Here is a 20296-nt window from a genome sequence, read left to right on the forward strand (position 1 = left end):
GCTGCACACCCCGCGCCTCCTCGTCGGCGAGGAGGTCGGCGTGCCGGGCCAGCGCACCCACGCGAACCCCGTCGTCGGTGCAGGTCACGTGGTCAAGATCTGGAAGGCCGTTGATGTCGACCAGCAGCGAGGGTGCGGCCAGCCGCATCGACAGCAGCGGCACCAGGCTCTGCCCTCCGGCCAGCACCTTCGCGTCCGGCGCCTCCGCCAGGGCCGCCAGCGCGTCGGCCAGCGACCCCGGTCGGAGGTAGGCGAAGGGAGCAGGTTTCACAGGTCCCTAGCTGTCCTTGCCGTCCCGGTGCGACGGACCGTGCGACCCGCGCTGCGGCGGGGCGTGGTCCTCGGAGTGGGCGCCGGGGTGGCCGATCGCCATCATCGTGCCGTCGGCGTCCGGCGGTGCCACCAGCTTCGCCAGGTGGTAGCCGGCGACGATGATGATGGTCCCGAGGGCGATGCCGCCCAGCGTGAAGTCGTCGGTCACCGAGAAGAACCCGGTGGTGTCGAAGCCGATGCCGACGATCAGGCCGGCCGCGATCGGCACCAGGTTGACCGGGTTGGCGAAGTTGACGCGGTTCTCGATCCAGATCTTGGCGCCGAGCAGGCCGATCATCCCGTAGAGCACCAGGGTGATGCCGGCCAGGACGCCGCCGGGAGTCGCGTAGATGACCGCGCCGAACTTCGGCACGAAGCCCAGCAGGATCGCCACGGCGGCCGCGACGAAGTACGCCGCGGTCGAGTAGACCCGGGTGGCCGCCATGACGCCGATGTTCTCGGCGTACGTCGTGGTCGGGGAACCGCCGACGGACGACGTGAGCGCGGTGGCGATGCCGTCGGCGGCGATGGCCCGACCCATCACGGGGTCGAGGTCGCGGTTGGTCATCTCGGCGACGGCCTTCACGTGGCCGGTGTTCTCGGCGACGAGCGCGATCACGGCCGGCAGCATGAGCAGGATGAAGGCGATGTCGAAGTTGGGCGCGTGGATGCCGACGACACCTGCGTCGGGGTCGCTGACGGGTGGGAACCCGATCCAGTCGGCGGCCTTCACGCCGGCCCAGCTCACCCTGTCGTGGGTGGTGACCTCGCCGGCGGCGGGGTCGAACGACGTGATCGGGCCGATCACGACATCGAGGAGCCACGACAGCAGGTAGCCGAACAGCAGGCCGAGGAACACCGCGATGCGGCCGAGGAAGCCGCGCAGCCCCACCGCCATCAGGATCACGGCGACCATGGTCAGCAGGGCCACCCATTGGTCCTGCGGCCAGTAGATGTCGGCGACCACGGGGGCCAGGTTGAACCCGATCAGCATGACGACCGCTCCGGTGACGACCGGCGGCAGCACCGCGTGCAGCACGCCGCTGCCGAGGAAGTGGATCAGGATCCCCACCAGGGCGAGCACGACGCCGGCGACGAGGATCGATCCCGTCACGTCGGCGGGGGCACCGCCCTGGCTGTAGATCGCCGCCGCCCCGCCGACGAACGAGGCCGACGTGCCGAGGTAGCTGGGCACCTTGCCCTGCACGATCAGCAGGAACAGGATCGTGGCGATGCCGCTCATCATGATCGCGAGCTGGGCGTTGAGCCCCATGATGAGTGGGAACACGAAGGTGGCGCCGAACATCGCGACCACGTGCTGGGCACCGAGCCCAACTGTGCGTGGCCACGAGAGTCGCTCGTCGGGAGCGACGGCCGCGCCGAGCGGCGGTGTCTTGCCGTCGTAGACGACCTTCCAGCCAAATGCCATCTGAGGCCTCCTGCTCAAGGCCCGGCCACCGTGGCGACCAGGGCACCCTCGACAGCGGGATCGGCTTGATCCCGGGTCAGCCTCACAATGCACCAGTCACCGGCGTGCTCCAAGGATGCTGAGCCTCGACACGCTGCGTAGCCTGACCCTGTGCCTCCGGAGCTCGCCTGTGCCGCGTCGACGCTCACCGCGACCGCCCTGCCGCTGGCACCCGAGTGGGTGGAGGCGGTCCGGACGCCGGTGAGCGTGCACTACGCCAGCGGTGATATCGCCGCGCCCGTCGTGTGCGTCGCCACGGCGGATGCCGTGCGCCTGCCGCACAGTGTGGTCGTCGCCGAGCTGCCCACCGGCTCGTTCACGCCGCGCGTCAACCGGTGGTGGACCCCGCCGCGTCCCTCGGGCCTCACGGCGCCGGATCCGGGGTGCTGGGCACGCTTCGCCGGCTCCGAGTACGACGACGTCGACGCCGCCGCCCTGCTCGGTCGCGGCGCCGGTCTCACGCCCGACGGCGACGACGTGCTGGCCGGCGCCCTGGTGGCCGGCCACGCGACCGGGCATCCCGCGCTGCCGCGCTGGCGCCGCGACACGGTGCGGGCGCTGTCGACCCGGCGTACCACGGCGGTGTCGGTCGGGATGCTGCACAGCGCCCTGGACGGCTGGGCCGCGCCCCAGCTCGCCGACGCGGTCGAGGCGCTGTGCGCCGACTGCGCCGCCGAAACCGTCGCCGCCGACGCCGCCGTGGCCGCGCTGCTCGCGGTCGGGCACTCCTCGGGACGGCACCTGCTCGACGGCGTGCTGCACGTCCTGAACACCCACCCCTCCAGACAGCAGGGAGCAGCATGAGACACGTCGAGGTGCGCAAGGGTGCCTACGTCGACTCCGTGACGTTGATGCAGGTGAGCCGACGGGTCGCCGACCTCGACGGTGTCGACGCCGCCCTGGTCGCGATGACCACCGACCTCAACCTCGAGCTCGCGGCGGGCATGGGCTTCGAGGTGCCGGCCGGCACCACCGGCAACGAGATGCTGGTCGCCCTCGCCGCCGCGTCCGAGGACGACCTGGCGACCGCGCGCGACGAGGTCGAGGCGGCGCTGGCCGCGGCGTCCCGTCCGGCGACGACGGGTTTCGGTGACGCGCCCCCGCCCCTCACGGTCCGCGCGGCCACACGCGACCTCGACCCCGACGGCACGGTCGCACTGGTCTCGACCCCTGGGCAGTACGCCTTCGTCGACGCCCTCGACGCGGTCGAGGCGGGCCTGCTCACCATGATCTTCAGCGACAACGTGCCGGTGGAGCAGGAGGTGACGCTCAAGCGGCGCGCGGCCGAGACGGACGCGCTGGTGATGGGTCCCGACTGCGGCACCGCGGTCGTGGGGGGCGTCGGCCTGGGCTTCGCCAACGTGGTGCGTCCCGGGCCGGTCGGCATCGTCGCCGCCTCGGGCACCGGGGCCCAGCACCTGATGTCCCTGCTCGACGGTGCCGACGTCGGCATCTCGCACTGCCTCGGCGTCGGTGGCCGCGACCTGTCCAGCGCGGTCGGCGGCATGTCCACGCTGCGCGCGCTCGACCTGCTCGCCGCCGACCCGGCCACCGAGCTGGTCGTCGTCATCTCCAAGCCCCCCGCACCCGAGGTGGCGCAGCGGGTCCGCGACCACGCCGCGTCGCTGGGCAGGAAGGTGCTCTTCGGGCTCCTCGGCGCCGGTCAGCCGGACCTGACCGCGACGGCGGCGGCCGTGGTCGCCGCGGCCGGGGGCACGTGGAAAGCGCCGCAGCACTGGGCCGGCGCCGTCGAAAAGGTCCGCGACTCCGGCGCGCTGCGCGGGCTGTTCGTCGGCGGCACGATGCGCGACGAGGCCTCGATCATCGCCACCGAGACGCTCGGCGAGGACCAGGTCATGGTCGACTTCGGCGACGACGAGCTGACCCGCGGGCGCCCGCACCCGATGATCGACGGCTCGCTGCGCGTCGAGCGCATCGAGCGGGAGATCGACGACCCGGCCTGCGGGGTGCTGCTGCTCGACGTGGTGCTCGGGCTCGGGTCGGACCCCGACCCGGCGGCCGGGTTGGTCGATGCGGTACGCCGCGCCACCGCGGCCGGCCTGCCGGTCGTGACGAGCGTGGTTGGCACCCGCGACGACCCGCAGGACCTGCTCCGCCAGTGCGCCACGCTCACCGAGGCCGGCGCCGCCGTGCACCTGTCGAACGCCGAAGCGGCCCGCGAGGCCGTCCGCCTCGTCGAGGGAGCCACCCGATGACCCAGCTGACCACGCCCACCGCGGTCGTCACGGCCGGCGCGGAGCTGCTCGCCGATGCGGTCGCAGCGCAGGCGGTCGCCACCCACCGGGTGGCGTGGCAGCCGCCCGCCGGGGACGCCGCGGCGCTGGCCGCCGTGATGGCCGACCGTCGCCGGCGTGACGCAAACGAGCGGGCGCTCGCCCGGATGCTCGCGGCCGAGGCCACGCTGGTCGACGTGCGCCCCGCCTCCGAGGCGCTCGGGCTCGAGCCCGGACAGTTCCTGCACGCCGGGCCGCCGGTCGACTGGGAGCGCGCGTCCGGTCCGCTGCGTGGCGCGCTGATCGGGGCGATGCTGCTCGAGGGGCTCGCCGACTCCCCCGAGGCGGCCGAGGCGGCCCTCGCCTCCGGCGACGGGGTGAGCTGGGAGCCGTGCCACCACCGCGGCGCCGTCGGTCCGATGGCCGGCGTGGTGACCCCGTCGATGTGGGTCTTCGAGTTGCGCGACGCGGTGCACGGCAACACCTCGTGGTGCTCGCTCAACGAGGGACTCGGCAAGGTGCTCCGGTACGGCGCCTACGGACCGGAGGTGATCGACCGGCTGCGCTGGATGGGCGACGTGCTCGGCCCGCTGCTGCAGAAGGCGGTGCGCGCCGGTGGCCCGATCGACGTACGCGCGATCGTCGCGCAGATGATCCAGATGGGCGACGAGGGCCACAACCGCAACCGCGCCGGGACACTGATGTTCCTGCGCGAGGTGCTGCCGGCGATGATCGACTCCGGGGCGCCGACCGGTGAGGTGGCGGAGGCGGTGCGGTTCGTCTCCGCCAACGACCACTTCTTCCTCAACCTGGGGATGCCGGCCTGCAAGCTGCAGACCCGGGCTGCCGCGGACCTCCCCGGCTCAAGCGTGGTCACGGTGATGGCCCGCAACGGCACGGACTTCGGGATCCAGGTCTCCGGCACCGGAGACCAATGGTTCACCGCCCCGGCCAACACCCCGGAGGGGCTCTACCTCGGGTCGTACGGCCCCGAGGACGCCAACCCCGACATCGGCGACTCCGCGATCACCGAGACCGCTGGCATCGGCGGCATGTCGATGGCCACCGCCCCCGCGATCGTCCGCTTCGTCGGCGGCTCGGTGCCGGACGCGCTGGCCACGACGCAGCGGATGTACGACATCACCGTCGGCGAGAACCCCGCATTCGCGATCCCGATCCTGGAGTTCCGCGGAGCGCCGACCGGGATCGACGTGACCTCGGTCGTCCGCTCCGGCGTCCTCCCCCAGATCAACACCGGCATGGCCGGCCGCGTCGCCGGTACCGGCCAGGTCGGCGCCGGCCTGGTCACCCCGCCGATGGCCTGCTTCACCCAGGCGCTGGACGCACTGGCCGCCGCGGTCTGACTGGGTGTGTTAGGGAGTTCCCTCCGCGCCGTGCGTGGATTCATCGACTCGCGGGCGAATGCGACCGCCACGGCGGGGTCGGTGGGCGCGTCCAGGAGTGCCGTCATGGAAAGGGCTCAACCAGGGATCGCCGACAGGTTTCGATCGAAGTTTCGCCTCACCCACAAGGGAATGAGCACGTGGGACCAACGGCCAGACCTCGCGTACAGTCCGTACTGGAGGCCCAGTCATGAGCAATGAACCGGTTCTCGTCGTCGGCGGCACCGGCTTCCTCGGTGGCCAGGTCGTGGACGCCCTGCAGCAACGCGGCAAGAACGTCCGCGCGCTGGTCCGCCCGACCTCGGACGCCTCCAAGCTCGAGACCAAGGGCGTCGAGGTCGTCCGCGGTGACATGCTCGACCGGCGTTCGCTGGTAGCGGCGATGGACGGCGTGGACGCCGTGGTCAGCACCGCGGCCGGCTACACCCGCCGCAACAAGAACGCCACGGAGATCGACACCGTCGGCCAGGCCAACCTCGCCGAAGCGGCCTCCGACGCCGGAGTGCGCCGCTTCGTCCTGACCAGCATCCTCACCTGCGACCTGACCCCGCACGTCTCCCACTTCTGGCACAAGAAGCTCGCCGAGGACGCGCTCGAGCGGTACGAGGTCCCGTTCGTCGCGCTGCGGCCCGGCGCCTTCCTCGACATGGTCACGCAGATGGGCGGCGACCCGTTCGCGAAGAAGCGGCTGATGTGGTTCGGCACCACGACCGCCCCGCTCACGTTCGTGCTCACCTCCGACGTCGCGCGCTGCCCCTCGCCGAAGCCGTCGACGCCGACGTGCAGGACGGCGAACGCATCGAGATCGGCTGGACGCGGCCTGTGTGCATGCGCGAGATCGCGGAGATCGCCTCGCGGCTCCTCGGCGAGGAGGTCAAGGTGCGCAGCGTGCCCGCTGTGGTCGTGAAGGCCCTCACCTCCGTCGTCGGGCTCGTCGTTCCCGGGATCTCCGACCTGGGCGCGATGCTCGGCTGGTTCGAGACCGGCAAGTACGTCGCCGACACGACCCGGCAGGACGCGGTGTTCGGGCACGTCCCGACGCCCGAGGAAGCCGTCGCCGACTTCGCACGAAGGCTCGGCCACACCCCGGTCTCGCTGTAACGCGGGGTCAGTCGTCGCGCTCGGTCCGGGTGAGCACCTCGACCATCTTGCGCAGCTCGAGGACCTGACGCCGGGCACGCGCGCCGTCGGACGCCTGGATGCCGAGAGCCACCGCGGCGGTGCCGTCGCTCAGGTCGAGCACCGCCCACGGGCTGCCGGGCTTCATCGTCACCGCGACGACCTCGCTCCACTCGAACCGGCGGGCCCGGTAGCCGTTGACCACCTTGAGCCCCTCGCGCCGGGCCTCGATGCGGCAGCGCGCCAGCCCCCAGCCGATCGCGAGGAAGGCCAGGCCCAGCACGATCACCGTGCCGCGCTGAAAGGTCGTGAACTTGTCGCGGATCTCGCCCGGGAACGTGAACCAGACGACGGCAGTCACCAGCACCAGCAGGGCTCCGAACACGTAGACCGCCATCCGCACGCCGAACGGCCGGAACGTGTGCGGCAGCCGCAGCTCAGAGCCGGCAGGCATGGATGTCCGTGGACAGGATGCCGCGGGCGCCGAGGTCGTAGAGCTCGTCCATGACGCGCTGGGCGGCGTCGCGGCGCACCATCGAGCGCACGGCGACCCACCCCTCCCGATGCAACGGGGACACCGTCGGGCTCTCGATGCCGGGCGTCAGGGCGACGGCCTCCTCGACCCGCTCGACGCGGATGTCGTAGTCCATCATCACGTAGGACCGGGCCACCAGCACGCCCTCGAGACGTCGCCGGAACACCTCGAAGCCGCCGGGCAGCGTGGCCCCCAGGCGCGTGATCAGCACCGCCTCGGACTCGAGGATCGGCTCGCCGAACATCTCCAGCCCGGCCTGGCGCAGCGTGCTGCCGGTCTCCACCACGTCGGCGATCACGTCGGCGACGCCGAGCTGCACGCTGGTCTCCACGGCACCGTCGAGCCGCGTGACGGTGGCGTCGATCCCGTGCTCCTCGAGGTAGCGGCGCACCACACCGTCGTACGACGTGGCGATACGGCGGCCGGCGAGGCCCGCCAGGTCCGAGACCGTGCCGGGACGGGCCGCGAACCGGAACCGGGACCGGCCGAAGCCGAGCTGCAGCATCTCCTCGGCCTTGGCGCCGGAGTCGAGGAGGAGGTCGCGTCCGGTGATGCCGACGTCGAGGGTGCCCTCGCCGACGTACAGGGCGATGTCGCGCGGGCGCAGGTAGAAGAACTCGACGCCGTTGTCGGCGTCGTTCAGGGTGAGCTGCTTGGCGTCCCCGCGCTGCCTGTAGCCGGCCTCGCGCAGGATGTCGGAGGCGGACTGGGAGAGAGCCCCCTTGTTGGGGAGCGCGATGCGCAGGACGTCCCCGTTGCCGGGCGTGTCCGTCTGGGTGCTGCTCATGGCGTGTGACCTCGCGGTTCAGAGGTGGGCGTAGACGTCGTCGAGCGACAAGCCGCTGGCGATCATCAGCACCTGGGCGTGGTACAGCAGCTGGCTGATCTCCTCGGCCGCGCGCTCCTTGCCCTCGTGCTCGGCCGCCATCCAGGACTCGGCGGCCTCCTCGACCAGCTTCTTGCCGATGGCATGGACGCCGGCGTCGAGGGCGGCGACGGTGCCGCTGCCCTCGGGACGCGTCTGGGCCTTGTCGGAAAGCTCGGTCCAGAGCTCGTCGAACGTCTTCACGCGGTCAGACTACGGCGTACGACGAGGCGGGCGGCCGCCGCCCGCGCGCGGCGAGACGCGGCTCACGAGCGGATCCCGGTGAGCGTTGCGGCGGTGACCAGGGCCGCAGCGGTCGCCTCGTAGCCCTTGTCCTCCGAGGACCCGTCGAGCCCGGCCCGGTCGAGCGCCTGCTCGTCGGTGTCGCAGGTGAGCAGGCCGAAGCCGACCGGCACGCCGGTGTCGAGGGCGACCCGGCTCAGCCCGTCGGTGGCGGCCGAGCACACGTAGTCGAAGTGCGGGGTGCCGCCACGGATGACCACGCCGAGCGCCACGACCGCGTCGTACCCTCGCTCCGCCAGCGCCTTCGCCACGACGGGCAGCTCGAACGAGCCCGGCACGCGGACCAGCTCGGGGGCGTCGACCTGGTAGGCGTCCAGGGCCCGCTGCGCGCCGGCGATCAGCCCGTCCATGACCTCCGTGTGCCAGCTGGACGCGACGACGGCGACGCGCAGGTCGCTGCAGTCGGTCGGGCTGTCGTCAGGGGCGCCGTGGCCGCTCATGCCGTGGCTCCTGGCGAGTGGTGGAGGTCGGGCAGCTCGTGGCCCATCCGGTCGCGCTTGGTGAGCAGGTAGCCGATGTTGTGGTCGTTGGGGTGCGGGGTGAGCGGCACCCGCTCGGAGACCGGCACGCCGTAGTCCTCCAGGTTGGTCACCTTGTCGGGGTTGTTGGTCAGCAGCCGCACCGACCGGACGCCGAGGTCGAGCAGGACGTGGGTGGCGGTGCCGTAGTGCCGCGCGTCGGCCGGCAGCCCGAGGTCGAGGTTGGCGTCGACGGTGTCGCGACCGCCGTCCTGGAGCTGGTAGGCCTGCAGCTTGGCCACCAGCCCGATCCCGCGTCCCTCGTGGCCGCGGAGGTACACGACGATGCCGCGACCCTCGGCCACGATGCGCTCCATCGCCTCCTCGAGCTGCGGTCCGCAGTCGCACCGGTGCGAGGCGAAGACGTCACCGGTCAGGCACTCCGAGTGCACGCGGGTGAGCACGTCCTTGCCGTCCCCCAGGTCGCCGTGCACGAGCGCGACGTGCTCGGTGCCGTCGATGGTCATCCGGTAGCCGTAGGCGGTGAACTGCCCGGCCCGCGTCGGCAGCCGCGTCTCGGCAACCCGCTCGACGTGGCTCTCGTGCCGGCGCCGGTAGTGGATGAGGTCGGCGATGGAGATCATCGCCAGGCCGTGCTCGTCGGCGAAGTCGCGCAGGTCCTGGCCGCGCTTCATCGTGCCGTCGTCGTTGACGATCTCGCTGATCACGCCAGCCGGGGTCAGCCCGGCGAGCCGGGCCAGGTCGACCGCGGCCTCGGTGTGGCCGGGCCGGGCGAGCACGCCGCCCTCGGTGTAGCGCAGCGGGAACACGTGGCCGGGCTGGGTGACCTCGAACGGCTCGGTGGCCGAGTCGTTGAGCACCCGCACCGTGTGCGAGCGGTCGGCGGCCGAGATGCCGGTGGTGACGCCGTCGCGAGCGTCGACCGAGACGGTGTACGCCGTGCGGTGCCGGTCGCGGTTGTGCGGCGTCATCAGCGGGATGCCGAGCCGGTCCAGCGTCGCGGCCTCCATCGGCGCGCAGATGACCCCGGAGCTGTAGCGGATCGTGAACGCCATCAGCGCCGGCGTGGACCTGCTGGCGGCGAAGATCAGGTCGCCCTCGTTCTCGCGGTCCTCGTCGTCCACCACGACGACCGCCTTGCCGGCGGCGATGTCGGCGATGGCCCGCTCGACGGTGTCGAGCCGCACGTGGGGTCCCGTCATACCGTGACCTCGTCCGCGGTGGTCTCCCTCGGTGGGGCTCCCTCGGCGCGGTCCTTGGTGCGCAGCCAGGTCACGAAGCCGGCCACGCAGAGGCCGCCGTAGACGAGGTACAGCACCGCGGAGGGGTAGTACCCGGCCTGGAACAGCAGCGGCACGCCAACCACGTCGACGGCGATCCAGATCAGCCAGAACTCGTTCCAACCCCGGGCCATCCCGTAGGTGGCCAGGATCGAGCCGGTGAGGATCCACGCGTCCGGAAGCGGTCCCCAGGAGCCGAGCTCGCGGAGCACGAAGTAGAAGACGGTGGTGCCGACGACCGCGGCCACGGCGAGCTGGAGCAGCCCGGCCGGGCCCGCCCAGCGCGGCACGATCGCCCCGGAGTCGGCGGACTCGCCGAGCCGTCGGCTGCGGCTCCAGCGCCACCACCCGTAGAGGGACACGGCGAGGAAGAACACCTGTCGGCCGGCCTGCCCCCACAGGTCGTTGGCCTGCGGCTTGTCGAAGATGCCGCCGACGAAGACGGTGAACAGGATCAGGTTGCCGATGATCCCCACCGGCCAGGCCCACACCTGGCGGCGGAGCCCGCCGAGCGCGCTGGCCAGCCCGAACCCGTTGCCGACCACCTCGCGCACCAGGATCGTGCTCGCGGGAATGCTCGCCCCGAACGCCGACCAGGTCGGGATGTCGATGGTGCCCTCCAGCAGCCACTCCAGCGCGTTCATGTCTCGTCCTTCTCCTCGATGTGGCCCCCGCTTGCTGCCTCGCTGGGTGCGACCAGCCGTTCGACGTACTTCGCGATCACGTCGACCTCGAGGTTGACCGGGTCACCGGTCTCCTTGAAGCCGAGGGTGGTGCGGGCCAGGGTCTCCGGGATCAGGCTGACCGTGAACGAGTCGTCGAGGACCTCGACCACGGTGAGTGAGATCCCGTCGACGGTGATCGACCCCTTCGGTACGAGGTAGCGGGCGAGGTCGGCCGGCAGCTCGACCTCGACCAGCTCCCAGTGCTCGCTGGGCTCCCGTCGTACCAGCTTCCCGGTGCCGTCGACGTGGCCCTGCACGATGTGACCACCGAGCCGGGTCAGTGGGGTGACCGCGCGCTCGAGGTTCACCCGGGTGCCGATCCCGAGCGCGCCGAGCGAGGTCTTGGTCAGCGTCTCGCGCATCACGTCGGCGGTGAACGTCTCGCCGTCGCGCTCGGCCACCGTCAGGCAGCAGCCGTTGACGGCGATCGAGTCGCCGAGAGACACGTCGGTCGTGACGTGCGGACCGCGCACGGAGAGCCGGATCGCGTCGGGCTGCTCCTCGATCCCCTCGACCACGCCGAGCTCCTCGACGATCCCGGTGAACATCAGGCGCTCGCCCTCCTCTGCGGGACCATCGTGATCCGGACATTGGTCTCGGCGCCCTCGCCGAGCACGTGCACGTCGGTGACGTCGAGGTGCCGCGCCTGCGAGATCGTGCCGATCCCGAGGTCGCCGACCGCGCTGCGGCCGGCGCCGAGCAGCATCGGCGCCACGTAGGCGACCACCTCGTCGACCAGGTCCGCGGCCAGAAACGCGGCGGCCAGCGTCGGCCCGCCCTCGAGGAACACGTGCTGCCGGTCACGGGCGAACAGCTCGGCGAGCGCCTCGTGCGGGTCCCGGGTGTGCAGTACGACGGTGTCGGCGGCGTCGTCGCGCACCCGCCGGTCGGCCGGGACGTCGCGCAGCCCCATCACCGCGCGGAGCAGCTGCCGCTCCCGCGGGAGGTTCTCGTCGTGCTCGTCGCGCACGGTGAGCTGCGGGTCGTCGACGAGCACCGTCTCGGTGCCGACCAGGATCGCGTCGCACAGGCCGCGCAGCCGGTGCGTGTCCAGCCGAGCCGGCCGTGACGAGACCCAGCGCGAGGTCCCGTCGGCGGCGGCGCTGCGACCGTCGAGGGTGGTCGCGAACTTCCAGGTCACGTACGGGCGGCCGTGCTCGACGGCGAAGGTCCAGACCGGGTTCACGGTCCGCGCCTCGTCGGCCATCAGCCCGCCCTCGACGTCGACCCCGGACCGCTTGAGCGTCTCGGCCCCGCCGACGGCGACCGGGTTGTGGTCGGACTGTGCGTAGACCACGCGGGCCACCCCCGCGTCCACCAGGGCCACCGCGCACGGACCGGTGCGTCCGCTGTGGTTGCACGGCTCGAGGGTCACCACCGCGGTGCCGCCCCGGGCCAGGTCACCAGCCCGGTCGAGCGCGTCGACCTCCGCGTGCGGCGTACCGGCGCCGCGGTGGAAGCCCTCGGCGACCACCCTCCCGTCGGGAGCGAGGATCACGCAGCCGACGCGCGGGTTGGGACCGGTGGGGACGCCGGGCGTGCGGGCCAGGTCGAGGGCGCGCGCCATCGCGGCCTGCTCGGCCTGGCGGTACGCCATCGGGAGCCCCTCTCGTCGCGCGTCGCGCGGACCGGGGCTGTTGCGGGAAGACAGGGTCGGCGCCGTGGGACCACGACACCGCTGCGTGCACCTTCCCATCCGGACTTTGACCGTCGGTCCAGGATTTCCACCTGGTCAACCGGCTGCTGGCTGCAGCCGGGTCGCGGACTATCACCGCCGGCTCGGAATTGCACCGACCCCAGAGCACGCGAGCTGTTCACTCGTCGGGCCAAGCCTGCCACAACTCGGCCGTTCCGTGCTGTGAGGTCTCACACGGGCACCACCCGTTGTGGGGATGGATCACTCATCGATGCGCCGCTAGCGTCGCGGTCATGTCGTATCCCGACCCTCGGTACCTCGGCAGCGCCGGCGAGGTCACCGCACGGTTCCGGCCGGCCGACACCGCCCCGGAGCTGCCCCGCCCCGGTGGGGCGGCGAGCTACCTCGCCACCGGCGCGACGACCGGCGGCAAGTTCGGGCTCTACCGCTGGGACATGGGGCCGGAGCCGGCTGGCGCTGAGCCGCACTTCCACCGCACGTTCACTGAGTCGTTCTTCCTGCTCTCCGGCCAGATCCAGCTCTACGACGGCAAGGACTGGTTCGACGCGCACCCCGGCGACTTCGACTTCGTGCCCGAGGGCGGCCTGCACGGGTTCCGCAACCGGTCCGGCGAGTCGGCGTCGCTGCTGATCCTGTTCGCTCCGGGCGCCCCGCGGGAGGCCTACTTCGAGGGGCTCGTGGAGATCGCCGAGGGCCGTTGGAAGCCCAGCCACGAGGAGCTGCAGGCGTTCCTGGAGGAGCACGACAACATCTACGTGTAGCTCAGCCGCTCGCCGACTCGGCGGCCGTCCGCAGCTGCTCGACCATCGCGTTCGGGTCGTCGGCCCGGAACACCGCCGAGCCGGCCACGAACACGTCGGCTCCGGCCTCGGCGCAGCGCTCGATCGTCTCCATCGACACGCCCCCGTCGACCTGGAGCCAGAGGTCGAGGCCGTGCTTGTCGAGCAGCGCGCGCGTGCGCCGGATCTTCGGCAGGCAGACGTCGAGGAACTTCTGTCCGCCGAAGCCCGGCTCGACGGTCATCACCAGCAGCATGTCGAGCTCGGACAGCAGGTCCTCGTAGGGTTCGATCGGGGTGGCCGGCTTCAGCCCCATCCCGGCACGGGCACCCTTCGCTCGCAGCTCCCGGGCCAGCCGCACCGGCGCCGCGGCGGCCTCGACGTGGAAGGTCACCGACGCGGCCCCGGCCTCGACGTACGCCGGTGCCCAGCGGTCCGGGTCCTCGATCATCAGGTGACAGTCCATCGGCGTGGACGACGCCTTGCCGAGCGCCTCCACCACGGGCAGCCCCAGGGTCAGGTTGGGCACGAAGTGGTTGTCCATCACGTCGACGTGCAGCCAGTCGGCGCCGGAGATGCGCTCGGCCTCGGCGGCGAGGTGCGCGAAGTCGGCGGCCAGCAGGCTCGGGGAGATCTGGATACCCATGGTGCGGCGATCCTAGTGGTTCGGTCCCTGTCACCCGGGACCATCAGCCCTGACCATCTCGTCGCCGCCGCGCGACGGTGGAGATGTGCGCAGGACGCGCGTGTTCCCGTGGTACGTCGCGGCGGCCGAGGTCGCCGTCGCGGCGGTCGTCGTCGTCTTGGACCTGCTGGTGCCGACGCTGGTGATCCTGGGGCTCGCCGGGCTCTCGTCGCTCGCGCGACGGTCGGGGCCTGCGGCCCTGGGGTTCACCCGGATGGCGCGGCCCGGGCGGATGGCCGTCCAGGTGCTCGCGCTGACGGCGGGCTGGGCCCTCGTCCAGCTCGGCCTGGTGATGCCCGTCGTCGAGCGGCTGACCGGAGCCACCCAGGACGTCAGCGACTTCGCGATCGTGGAGGGCGACCCGGCCGTCCTGGGCGGGCTGCTGCTGCTCACGTGGACGATCGCGGCCGTCGGGGAGGAGACGGCGTACCGCGGCTACCTGTTCACCCGAGCGCGGGAGTGCCTCGGCCTCGCCGGGGCGGTGATCGTGCCGTCGGTGCTGTTCGGCCTCGCCCACACCGAGCAGGGGGTGGTGGGAGTCGTGCTGACCACACTGGATGCGCTGGCGCTGACCTGGCTCCGTCTCCACTACCGAACGCTGTGGGCCGCCGTCCTCGGGCACGGCTTCAACAACACCATCGGGCTGGTGACGTTCTTCCTCGTCGGGCCGGTCGGCGCGCTGTGGTGAGGACCATGAGGGTCAGGCCCGCCGCAGCAGGGCGAGGAACATCGCGTCGGTGCCGTGCCGGTGCGGCCACAGCTGCACGGTGCCGGCCAGCGGACCGGCCGCGTCGGTGACGCCGGGCAGCAGCGGTGAGGCGTCCTCGAGGCGCACGTCGTCGCGGCGACCGAGCAGCGCCGACACCACGCCCGCGGTCTCGGCGAGCACCGGCGAGCAGGTCACGTAGCCGACCACCCCGCCCGGGCGGACGGCCTCCATCGCGCCGTCGAGGAGCGCCTCCTGCAGCTGCACCAGACCGTCGAGGTCGGCGGCTTCCTTGCGCCAGCGGGCCTCGGGTCGCCGGCGCAGCGCACCCAGCCCGGAGCACGGAGCGTCCACGAGCACCCGGTCGAAGGTCTCCGGCGCCCACGCGGGCCGGGTGCCGTCCGCGGCAACCACGCCGAGGAGCCCGGGGCCGGCCGCGGCGGTCGCCGCCCGCACCAGCTCGGCGCGGTGCGGCAGACGCTCGCCGGCGAGCAGCCGCGCGCCGCGCTCCCCCGCGACCGCGGCGAGCAGGGCGGCCTTGCCCCCCGGACCGGCGCACACGTCCAGCCAGCGGTCGTCCCGTCCCTCGACCACCGCGGCGGCGACGGCCAGGGCGACGAGCTGGGACCCCTCGTCCTGGACCCCGGCCCGGCCCTCGGCGACGGCGGCCAGCGCGGCGGGGTCGCCGCCGGGCAGCGTCGCGGCGTACGGCGACAGTGGCGAGGCCTCCGCCCCGGCCGCGACGAGCTCGTCGACGGTGGCCAGCCCCGGGCGCGCGACCAGCGTCACCCGGGGCGCGACGTTGTCGGCGGCGAGCAGGGCCTCGAGCTCCGCCTCCGCGGGCCCGAGCGCCTCGGCGAGGGCCTCGACCACCCAGCGCGGGTGCGCGTGCGCGACCGCGGCGAAGCCGACCGGGTCGGTGGCCGGGTCGGGGGCGATCCGGCGGACCCAGCCGTCCAGGTCGTGCCGGGCGACCTTGCGGAGCACGGCGTTGGCGAAGCCGGACGGGCGGTGGCCGACCTTGGCCCTCACCAGGTCGACGGTGGTGCCGACCGCGGCGTGGGTGGGCACGCGCATCGACAGCAGCTGGTGGGTGCCGAGCCGGAGCGCGTCGAGCACGCCCGGGTCGACCTTCGCGAGCGGACGGTCGACGTTAGCGGCCACCACGGCGTCGTACAGCCCCTGCCGCCGGATCGTCCCGGACACCAGCTCGGTGGCGAACGCGGCGTCGCGGTCGCGGATGCCGCGGGCGCGGAGCAGCTGCGGCAGCACCAGGTTGGTGTAAGCCTCCTGCTCGCGCACGGTGCGGAGCACGTCGTACGCCGCACCGCGGGCCGGGTCGACGGGGCTACCCGCCATGGGTGCCGAACCGGGCGCCCGGCTCGACCCGCGCCCCGCGGGCCCAGTCGGCGGCCTGCATCTGCCTCTTGCCGAACGGCTTCACCTCGCGGAGGCGGACCGGCAGCGAGCCGGTGCCGACGACCACGGCGTTCTTGGTGACCTCCAGGACGCCCGGCTCCAGGGCCGGCAGGTTGGCCTCGATCAGCACCGGACCGACCTTGAAGCGCTCGCCGTCGAACGTCGTCCACGCCCCGGGCCCGGGCGTGCACGCGCGGACCCGGCGGTCGACGGCGGCGGCCGGTTCGGTCCAGTCGATCTCGGCGTCCTCGACGAGGATCTTCGGGGCGAGGCTCACCCCGTCGGCGGGCTGCTCGCGGGCCACCAGATCCCCCGACTCGATCCCGTCGAGGGTCGCGACGAGCAGCTGCGCGCCGCCGGTCGCGAGCCGGCCGAGCAGATCCCCGGCGGTGTCGCTGGGCCGGATCGTCTCGGTCATCACCCCGAAGGTCGGGCCGGCGTCGAGCTCCTTCACGATCCGGAACGTCGTCGCCCCGGTGACCTCGTCGCCGGCCCAGATCGCGTGCTGCACAGGCGCGGCTCCGCGCCAGGCCGGGAGCAGCGAGAAGTGCAGGTTCACCCAGCCGTGCGCCGGGACGTCGAGCACGGACTGCGGGAGCAGCGCCCCGTAGGCGACGACGGGACAGCAGTCGGGTGCGAGCGCCTTCAGCTGCTCCTGGAAGTCCTCGTCGCGGGGGTGGTCCGGCTTCAGCACTGGGACGCCGAGCTCCTCGGCGCGCGCCGCGACCGGCGACGCCACGACCTTGCGGCCGCGGCCGGCCGGCGCGTCCGGACGGGTGACGACGCCGACGAGCTCGTGCCCGCTGGCGGCGACCGCCTCCAGCGACGGGACCGCCACCTCCGGCGTACCGGCGAAGACGACCCTCACAACCCCAGCCCGTTCGTCGGGTGCGGCGAGACCCTGACCGTCGGCGGCGCACCGAACCAGTCGGCCTCGCGGATCGCCTTCATCGCCGCCTTGCGGGCCTCGCGGTCGAGCCGGTCGATGAACAGCACGCCGTCGAGGTGGTCGGTCTCGTGCTGGATCGCCCGGGCGAGCATCTCGGACCCCTCGACCGCGACCGGGTCGCCGTACATGTTGAAGCCCTTGGCCACGACCGACAGGGCGCGCTTGCAGTCGAAGGTCAGGTCCGGCAGCGACAGGCAGCCCTCGGGCCCGTCCTGGACCTCGTCGGAGAGGTCGAGGGTGGGGTTGACCAGGTGCCCGGTCTCGCCCTCCACGTGCCAGGTGAACACGCGCAGCCCGACGCCGATCTGCGGCGCGGCCAGACCGGCGCCGGGGGCGTGCAGCATCGTGTCGGTGAGGTCCGCGACGAGGCGCTGCAGCTCCTTGTCGAAGTCGGCCACCGGCACGGCGGGGGTGCGCAGCACGGGGTCGCCGAACAGGCGGATCGGCTGGATGGCCATGCGGACGCTCAGCGCTCCTCGGTACGACGACGGCGGGGTGCGTGCAGTCTACGGAGCGGTCGCTTGCGAGACGCGCAGGTAGTCCACGACCAGCGCCGGCACCAGGTGGTCGTCGTCGCCGACAGAGTCCTCGGGGAAGTCGAAGACGGCGACCATCAGCTGCAGCGGGTACGTCGGCGGCGACGGGAGCGTGCGCACGACTTCGCCGTCCACGAGGAAGGTGGCCCGCTCGGCCGACCAGTCGACGGTGTAGGTGTGGAACTCCGCCACGTCGAGCGGCAGCCGCGGCGCCGCGAAGTCACCGGTGACCCGCGGGTCCCGGAAGGCCCGCAGCCCCATCCCGACCACGGCCGAGACGCCCGGCTCGACCGCCTTGCCGAACACCTCGACCAACAGGATCTCCGCACTCTCGGTCGGGTCCTCCTCGAGCCCGGACATCCACAGCGCCGCCATCGACCGCGGAGAGATGTCCATCCGGGCCCGCATCTCGACGACGCCGCCGCTGGGTGTCCAGCCGAGGAACGTCGGCTGCTCCTCACGCACGACCTGGCCCGCGCGGAACGGCTGCTGACCGTCGGTGCTGCCGACCGGCCCGGACCGGTTGGCCGACTGGATGCCGGACACCCGGAGCGGCGGGGTGTGGTCCCCGGGGCACCAGAGGCCCTGGTCGGGCGGGATCGTGAGCGTGAGACACGAGTCGGCGACGGCGTACGACGCCGCGCTCTGCGACCGCGAGCTCCAGGCGGGCAGGTAGTGCGGGAACCAGACCTTCCGGTCGAGCTCCGCACCGTCGAAGTGGTCCTCGAAGACCGCCATCGCCCCATGATCGGGGATCGGCTCGGGCTCAGTCGAGCGCGACCGGGTCGACCTGCACCCGGACCGCCGGCAGCTTCTTCGCGTCGCGGACGCCCTGCATCTCCACCAGCGCCCGGGAGAGCGCGCCGCCCGAGGCCCGGGGCACGCGGACGACGAGGCGCACCCCGTCGTCCCCGGCGGGGACGGGGCCGAGCAGCTCGGCACCGTCGGGCAGCTCCAGCGCGGCCGCGGCCGACTGCACGTCGGCCTCGGCACCGACGAGGGTGGCCAGCCGGGACGCGGGCGGCAGGTGGGCGGACTGCCGCTCGGCCATCTCCCGCTGGGCGAAGCCGGAGGGGTCCCAGCGCACCAGGGCCTGGAGCGTCTGGTCGGCCGGGTCGCCGACGGCGACCACGCGTCCGCCACGGCCGCCGGGTCGCGCCAGCGCCGCGGCGTCGAGCCAGCGGCGCAGCGACTCCTCCGCGGTGCGCAGGTCGGGACGGGCGAGCATCAGCCAGGTGTCGAGCAGCACCACGCAGGCGTACCCCCCGTCGGCGACCGGCTCGGCACCAGGCGTTGCGACCACGACGGCCGGCTTGGCGTCCACCCGGGCCAGCACCCGCTCACCGCTGGAGCTGTGCACCGGGACGGCCGGGAAGGCGCGCCCGATCTCCTCCGCGGTGCGCCGCTCCCCCACCACGGGGGCGCGCAGGCCGCGGTTGCCGCACTCGCCGCAGGCCCACTGCGGCTCCGGGGTGCCGCACCAGCGGCACTCGGGCGGCTCGGACGGCTTCGGCAGGTGCAGCGGCCCCCGGCAGGCGCGGCAGGTCGCGGGCGTGCGGCAGCGGTCGCAGGCCAGGCTCGGCAGGTAGCCCTGCCGCGGGGTCTGGATCAGGACCGGGCCGTGCTCGAGGCCGGCGCGGATCGCCTCGAAGGCGGACCTGGGCAGCCGCGCCGAACGGGCCCGGGGATCGCGCGCGAGCTCCTGGTCGGTCGCCCCGGTGACGGCCACCTGCGGCGCGGCCGCCCGGACGGTGGTCCGCGGGGCGGACAGCTCGGCGGCCCAGCCGGTGCGGACGAGGTACTCGGCTTCGACGGTGCGGGCGAAGCCGCCCACCAGGACGGCGCAGGACTGCTCGTGGGCCCGGGTGAGCAGGACCTCGCGGGTGTGTGGGTACGGCGCGCGCGGCTCGGCGTAGAGGTCGTCGCCGTCGTCCCAGATCGCGACGAGACCGAGGTCGTGGACCGGGGCGAACGCGGCGGCGCGGGTGCCGACCACGACCCGGGCCTCGCCGCGGGAGACGGCCAGGAACGCCCGGTAGCGCGCCGCCGGGCCGGCGTCGGCGGTGAGCAGCACGTGGTGTCCTGCCCCGAGCACGGCGGTCAGCGCCTCGTCGACGCGAGTCACGTCGCGGTGGTCGGGCACGCAGAGCAGGGAGCCGCGGCCCGAGGCGAGGGTCGCCGCCGCGGCGTGGGCGAGCAGGGCGGGCCAGTCGGCGGCGGGGAGGGCGGACCACACCACCCGGGGGGATCCGCCCGTCGCGAACGCCCGCACCGTCGCGTCGTCGTACGGCTGCCAGGCGTGGGCGGCGGCTTCGATGTCGAGGCGCGGGGAGTCGGGTGTCGGCGCGGTCGGCTGCTTCTCGACGGTGGCGTGCCGGGGAGGTACGGCGAGGCGGAGCACGTCGGACCGGGTGCCGGCGTAGCGCGCCGCGACGAGCTCGGAGAGCCGGGCCACCTCCGGCGACAGCACCGGCTCCGCACTGACAGCTCGGCGCAGGGGCGTCAGCCGGCCAGGATGGTCGGACTCCGCGATCCGCTCGACGACGAAGCCGTCGACGTCCTGCCCGGCGAACCGGACCTTGACCCGCGAACCGGGCACCACGTCGGCGTCGAGCTTGCGCGGGACCAGGTAGTCGAACGGCTTGTCGAGGTGCGCCAGCGGCACGTCGACGAGCACCCGCGCCACCGGCAGCTCCGGCGCCGGGTCGACGGGCTTGGCCTGCTTGGACCTGGCGGCCGCCTGCTTCCTGACCGCGCGGGCGGTGTCGCGGGCGCGCACGAGCCCGGGCAGCTCCAGCTGCGGCTCGTCGTCACCCGTGCCCGTCACGCGACCGATCCTCCC

Annotated in this window: 23 protein-coding genes and 1 riboswitch; of the genes, 7 read left to right on the forward strand and 16 right to left on the reverse strand. The window is 73.2% G+C overall.

The window, feature by feature from the left end; all coding sequences use genetic code 11:
- Both VFH10_RS08495 and VFH10_RS08500 read right to left on the reverse strand, forming a co-directional pair.
- On the reverse strand, window positions 1–271 hold a 271-nt coding region (locus tag VFH10_RS08495; protein ID WP_325127683.1), incomplete at its 3' end, for an FAD binding domain-containing protein.
- Between the two features lie 6 nt (window positions 272–277).
- Window positions 278–1741 (reverse strand): uracil-xanthine permease family protein, encoded by a 1464-nt coding sequence (locus VFH10_RS08500; RefSeq protein WP_325127684.1) that lies wholly within the window; start codon window positions 1739–1741, stop codon window positions 278–280.
- Window positions 1742–1891: 150 nt separating this feature from the next.
- Between VFH10_RS08500 and VFH10_RS08505 the strand changes: the two genes are divergently transcribed.
- From VFH10_RS08505 to VFH10_RS08525, 5 genes are all read left to right on the forward strand, one after another.
- Window positions 1892–2584, forward strand: coding sequence for a DUF2877 domain-containing protein (locus VFH10_RS08505; protein ID WP_325127685.1), 693 nt, complete (start codon window positions 1892–1894; stop codon window positions 2582–2584).
- Entirely contained in the window at window positions 2581–3996 is a 1416-nt protein-coding gene (locus VFH10_RS08510) for an FdrA family protein (RefSeq protein ID WP_325127686.1), read from the forward strand. The genes VFH10_RS08505 and VFH10_RS08510 overlap by 4 nt, the downstream gene beginning before the upstream one ends.
- On the forward strand, window positions 3993–5378 hold the full coding sequence (locus VFH10_RS08515) for a DUF1116 domain-containing protein (RefSeq protein WP_325127687.1): 1386 nt from the start codon (window positions 3993–3995) through the stop codon (window positions 5376–5378). The genes VFH10_RS08510 and VFH10_RS08515 overlap by 4 nt, the downstream gene beginning before the upstream one ends.
- 229 nt (window positions 5379–5607) lie before the next feature.
- Window positions 5608–6324, forward strand: coding sequence for an SDR family oxidoreductase (locus tag VFH10_RS08520; RefSeq protein ID WP_325127688.1), 717 nt, complete (start codon window positions 5608–5610; stop codon window positions 6322–6324).
- Window positions 6306–6518 (forward strand): hypothetical protein, encoded by a 213-nt coding sequence (locus tag VFH10_RS08525; RefSeq protein ID WP_325127689.1) that lies wholly within the window; start codon window positions 6306–6308, stop codon window positions 6516–6518. Before VFH10_RS08520 ends, VFH10_RS08525 begins: the two co-directional genes overlap by 19 nt.
- Before the next feature lie 7 nt (window positions 6519–6525).
- Here the strand turns inward: VFH10_RS08525 and VFH10_RS08530 are convergent, their stop codons facing one another.
- From VFH10_RS08530 to ribD, 8 genes are all read right to left on the reverse strand, one after another.
- Window positions 6526–6990 carry a PH domain-containing protein gene (locus VFH10_RS08530; protein ID WP_325127690.1) on the reverse strand — a complete coding sequence of 155 codons (465 nt, stop codon included), beginning with the start codon at window positions 6988–6990 and terminating at the stop codon, window positions 6526–6528.
- Window positions 6974–7858, reverse strand: a complete 885-nt coding sequence (gene hisG, locus VFH10_RS08535) for an ATP phosphoribosyltransferase (RefSeq protein ID WP_325127691.1) — start codon at window positions 7856–7858, stop codon at window positions 6974–6976. The genes VFH10_RS08530 and hisG overlap by 17 nt, the downstream gene beginning before the upstream one ends.
- A gap of 18 nt (window positions 7859–7876) precedes the next feature.
- Window positions 7877–8140, reverse strand: coding sequence for a phosphoribosyl-ATP diphosphatase (locus VFH10_RS08540; protein ID WP_325127692.1), 264 nt, complete (start codon window positions 8138–8140; stop codon window positions 7877–7879).
- Between the two features lie 62 nt (window positions 8141–8202).
- On the reverse strand, window positions 8203–8679 hold the full coding sequence (gene ribH / locus VFH10_RS08545) for a 6,7-dimethyl-8-ribityllumazine synthase (RefSeq protein ID WP_325127693.1): 477 nt from the start codon (window positions 8677–8679) through the stop codon (window positions 8203–8205).
- Entirely contained in the window at window positions 8676–9920 is a 1245-nt protein-coding gene (locus tag VFH10_RS08550; RefSeq protein WP_325127694.1) for a bifunctional 3,4-dihydroxy-2-butanone-4-phosphate synthase/GTP cyclohydrolase II, read from the reverse strand. The genes ribH and VFH10_RS08550 overlap by 4 nt, the downstream gene beginning before the upstream one ends.
- Window positions 9917–10642 (reverse strand): nicotinamide riboside transporter PnuC, encoded by a 726-nt coding sequence (pnuC, locus tag VFH10_RS08555; protein WP_325127695.1) that lies wholly within the window; start codon window positions 10640–10642, stop codon window positions 9917–9919. The genes VFH10_RS08550 and pnuC overlap by 4 nt, the downstream gene beginning before the upstream one ends.
- Window positions 10639–11271: a riboflavin synthase gene (locus VFH10_RS08560; RefSeq protein WP_325127696.1), complete on the reverse strand. Its 633-nt coding sequence runs from the start codon at window positions 11269–11271 to the stop codon at window positions 10639–10641. Before VFH10_RS08560 ends, pnuC begins: the two co-directional genes overlap by 4 nt.
- Window positions 11271–12320: a bifunctional diaminohydroxyphosphoribosylaminopyrimidine deaminase/5-amino-6-(5-phosphoribosylamino)uracil reductase RibD gene (gene ribD / locus VFH10_RS08565; RefSeq protein ID WP_325127697.1), complete on the reverse strand. Its 1050-nt coding sequence runs from the start codon at window positions 12318–12320 to the stop codon at window positions 11271–11273. Before ribD ends, VFH10_RS08560 begins: the two co-directional genes overlap by 1 nt.
- 81 nt (window positions 12321–12401) lie before the next feature.
- Window positions 12402–12532, reverse strand: a riboswitch (FMN riboswitch).
- 120 nt (window positions 12533–12652) lie between these two features.
- On the opposite strand from ribD, the gene VFH10_RS08570 reads away from it, so the two are divergent.
- A complete protein-coding gene (locus VFH10_RS08570) occupies window positions 12653–13141 on the forward strand; it encodes a cupin domain-containing protein (protein ID WP_325127698.1) in 489 nt (162 codons plus the stop codon).
- A 1-nt stretch (window position 13142) separates the two neighbouring features.
- Here the strand turns inward: VFH10_RS08570 and rpe are convergent, their stop codons facing one another.
- A complete protein-coding gene (gene rpe, locus VFH10_RS08575; protein WP_325127699.1) occupies window positions 13143–13805 on the reverse strand; it encodes a ribulose-phosphate 3-epimerase in 663 nt (220 codons plus the stop codon).
- An 85-nt stretch (window positions 13806–13890) separates the two neighbouring features.
- Between rpe and VFH10_RS08580 the strand changes: the two genes are divergently transcribed.
- Window positions 13891–14532 (forward strand): CPBP family intramembrane glutamic endopeptidase, encoded by a 642-nt coding sequence (locus VFH10_RS08580; RefSeq protein WP_325127700.1) that lies wholly within the window; start codon window positions 13891–13893, stop codon window positions 14530–14532.
- A 12-nt stretch (window positions 14533–14544) separates the two neighbouring features.
- Here the strand turns inward: VFH10_RS08580 and VFH10_RS08585 are convergent, their stop codons facing one another.
- Genes VFH10_RS08585 through VFH10_RS08605 form a run of 5 tightly spaced genes read right to left on the reverse strand, consistent with a single transcriptional unit; the run spans window position 14545 to window position 20281 of the window.
- Entirely contained in the window at window positions 14545–15909 is a 1365-nt protein-coding gene (locus VFH10_RS08585; protein ID WP_325127701.1) for an RsmB/NOP family class I SAM-dependent RNA methyltransferase, read from the reverse strand.
- On the reverse strand, window positions 15899–16837 hold the full coding sequence (fmt, locus tag VFH10_RS08590; protein WP_325127702.1) for a methionyl-tRNA formyltransferase: 939 nt from the start codon (window positions 16835–16837) through the stop codon (window positions 15899–15901). The genes VFH10_RS08585 and fmt overlap by 11 nt, the downstream gene beginning before the upstream one ends.
- Complete coding sequence (gene def / locus VFH10_RS08595) at window positions 16834–17376, reverse strand: peptide deformylase (RefSeq protein ID WP_325127703.1); 543 nt, start codon at window positions 17374–17376, stop codon at window positions 16834–16836. The genes fmt and def overlap by 4 nt, the downstream gene beginning before the upstream one ends.
- A 48-nt stretch (window positions 17377–17424) precedes the next feature.
- Window positions 17425–18192, reverse strand: coding sequence for a glycoside hydrolase family 16 protein (locus VFH10_RS08600; RefSeq protein ID WP_325127704.1), 768 nt, complete (start codon window positions 18190–18192; stop codon window positions 17425–17427).
- A 28-nt stretch (window positions 18193–18220) separates the two neighbouring features.
- A complete protein-coding gene (locus VFH10_RS08605) occupies window positions 18221–20281 on the reverse strand; it encodes a primosomal protein N' (protein WP_325127705.1) in 2061 nt (686 codons plus the stop codon).
- Window positions 20282–20296 lie beyond the last annotated feature (15 nt).

Source organism: Nocardioides sp. (assembly GCF_035697785.1).
Taxonomy (GTDB): domain Bacteria; phylum Actinomycetota; class Actinomycetes; order Propionibacteriales; family Nocardioidaceae; genus Nocardioides_B.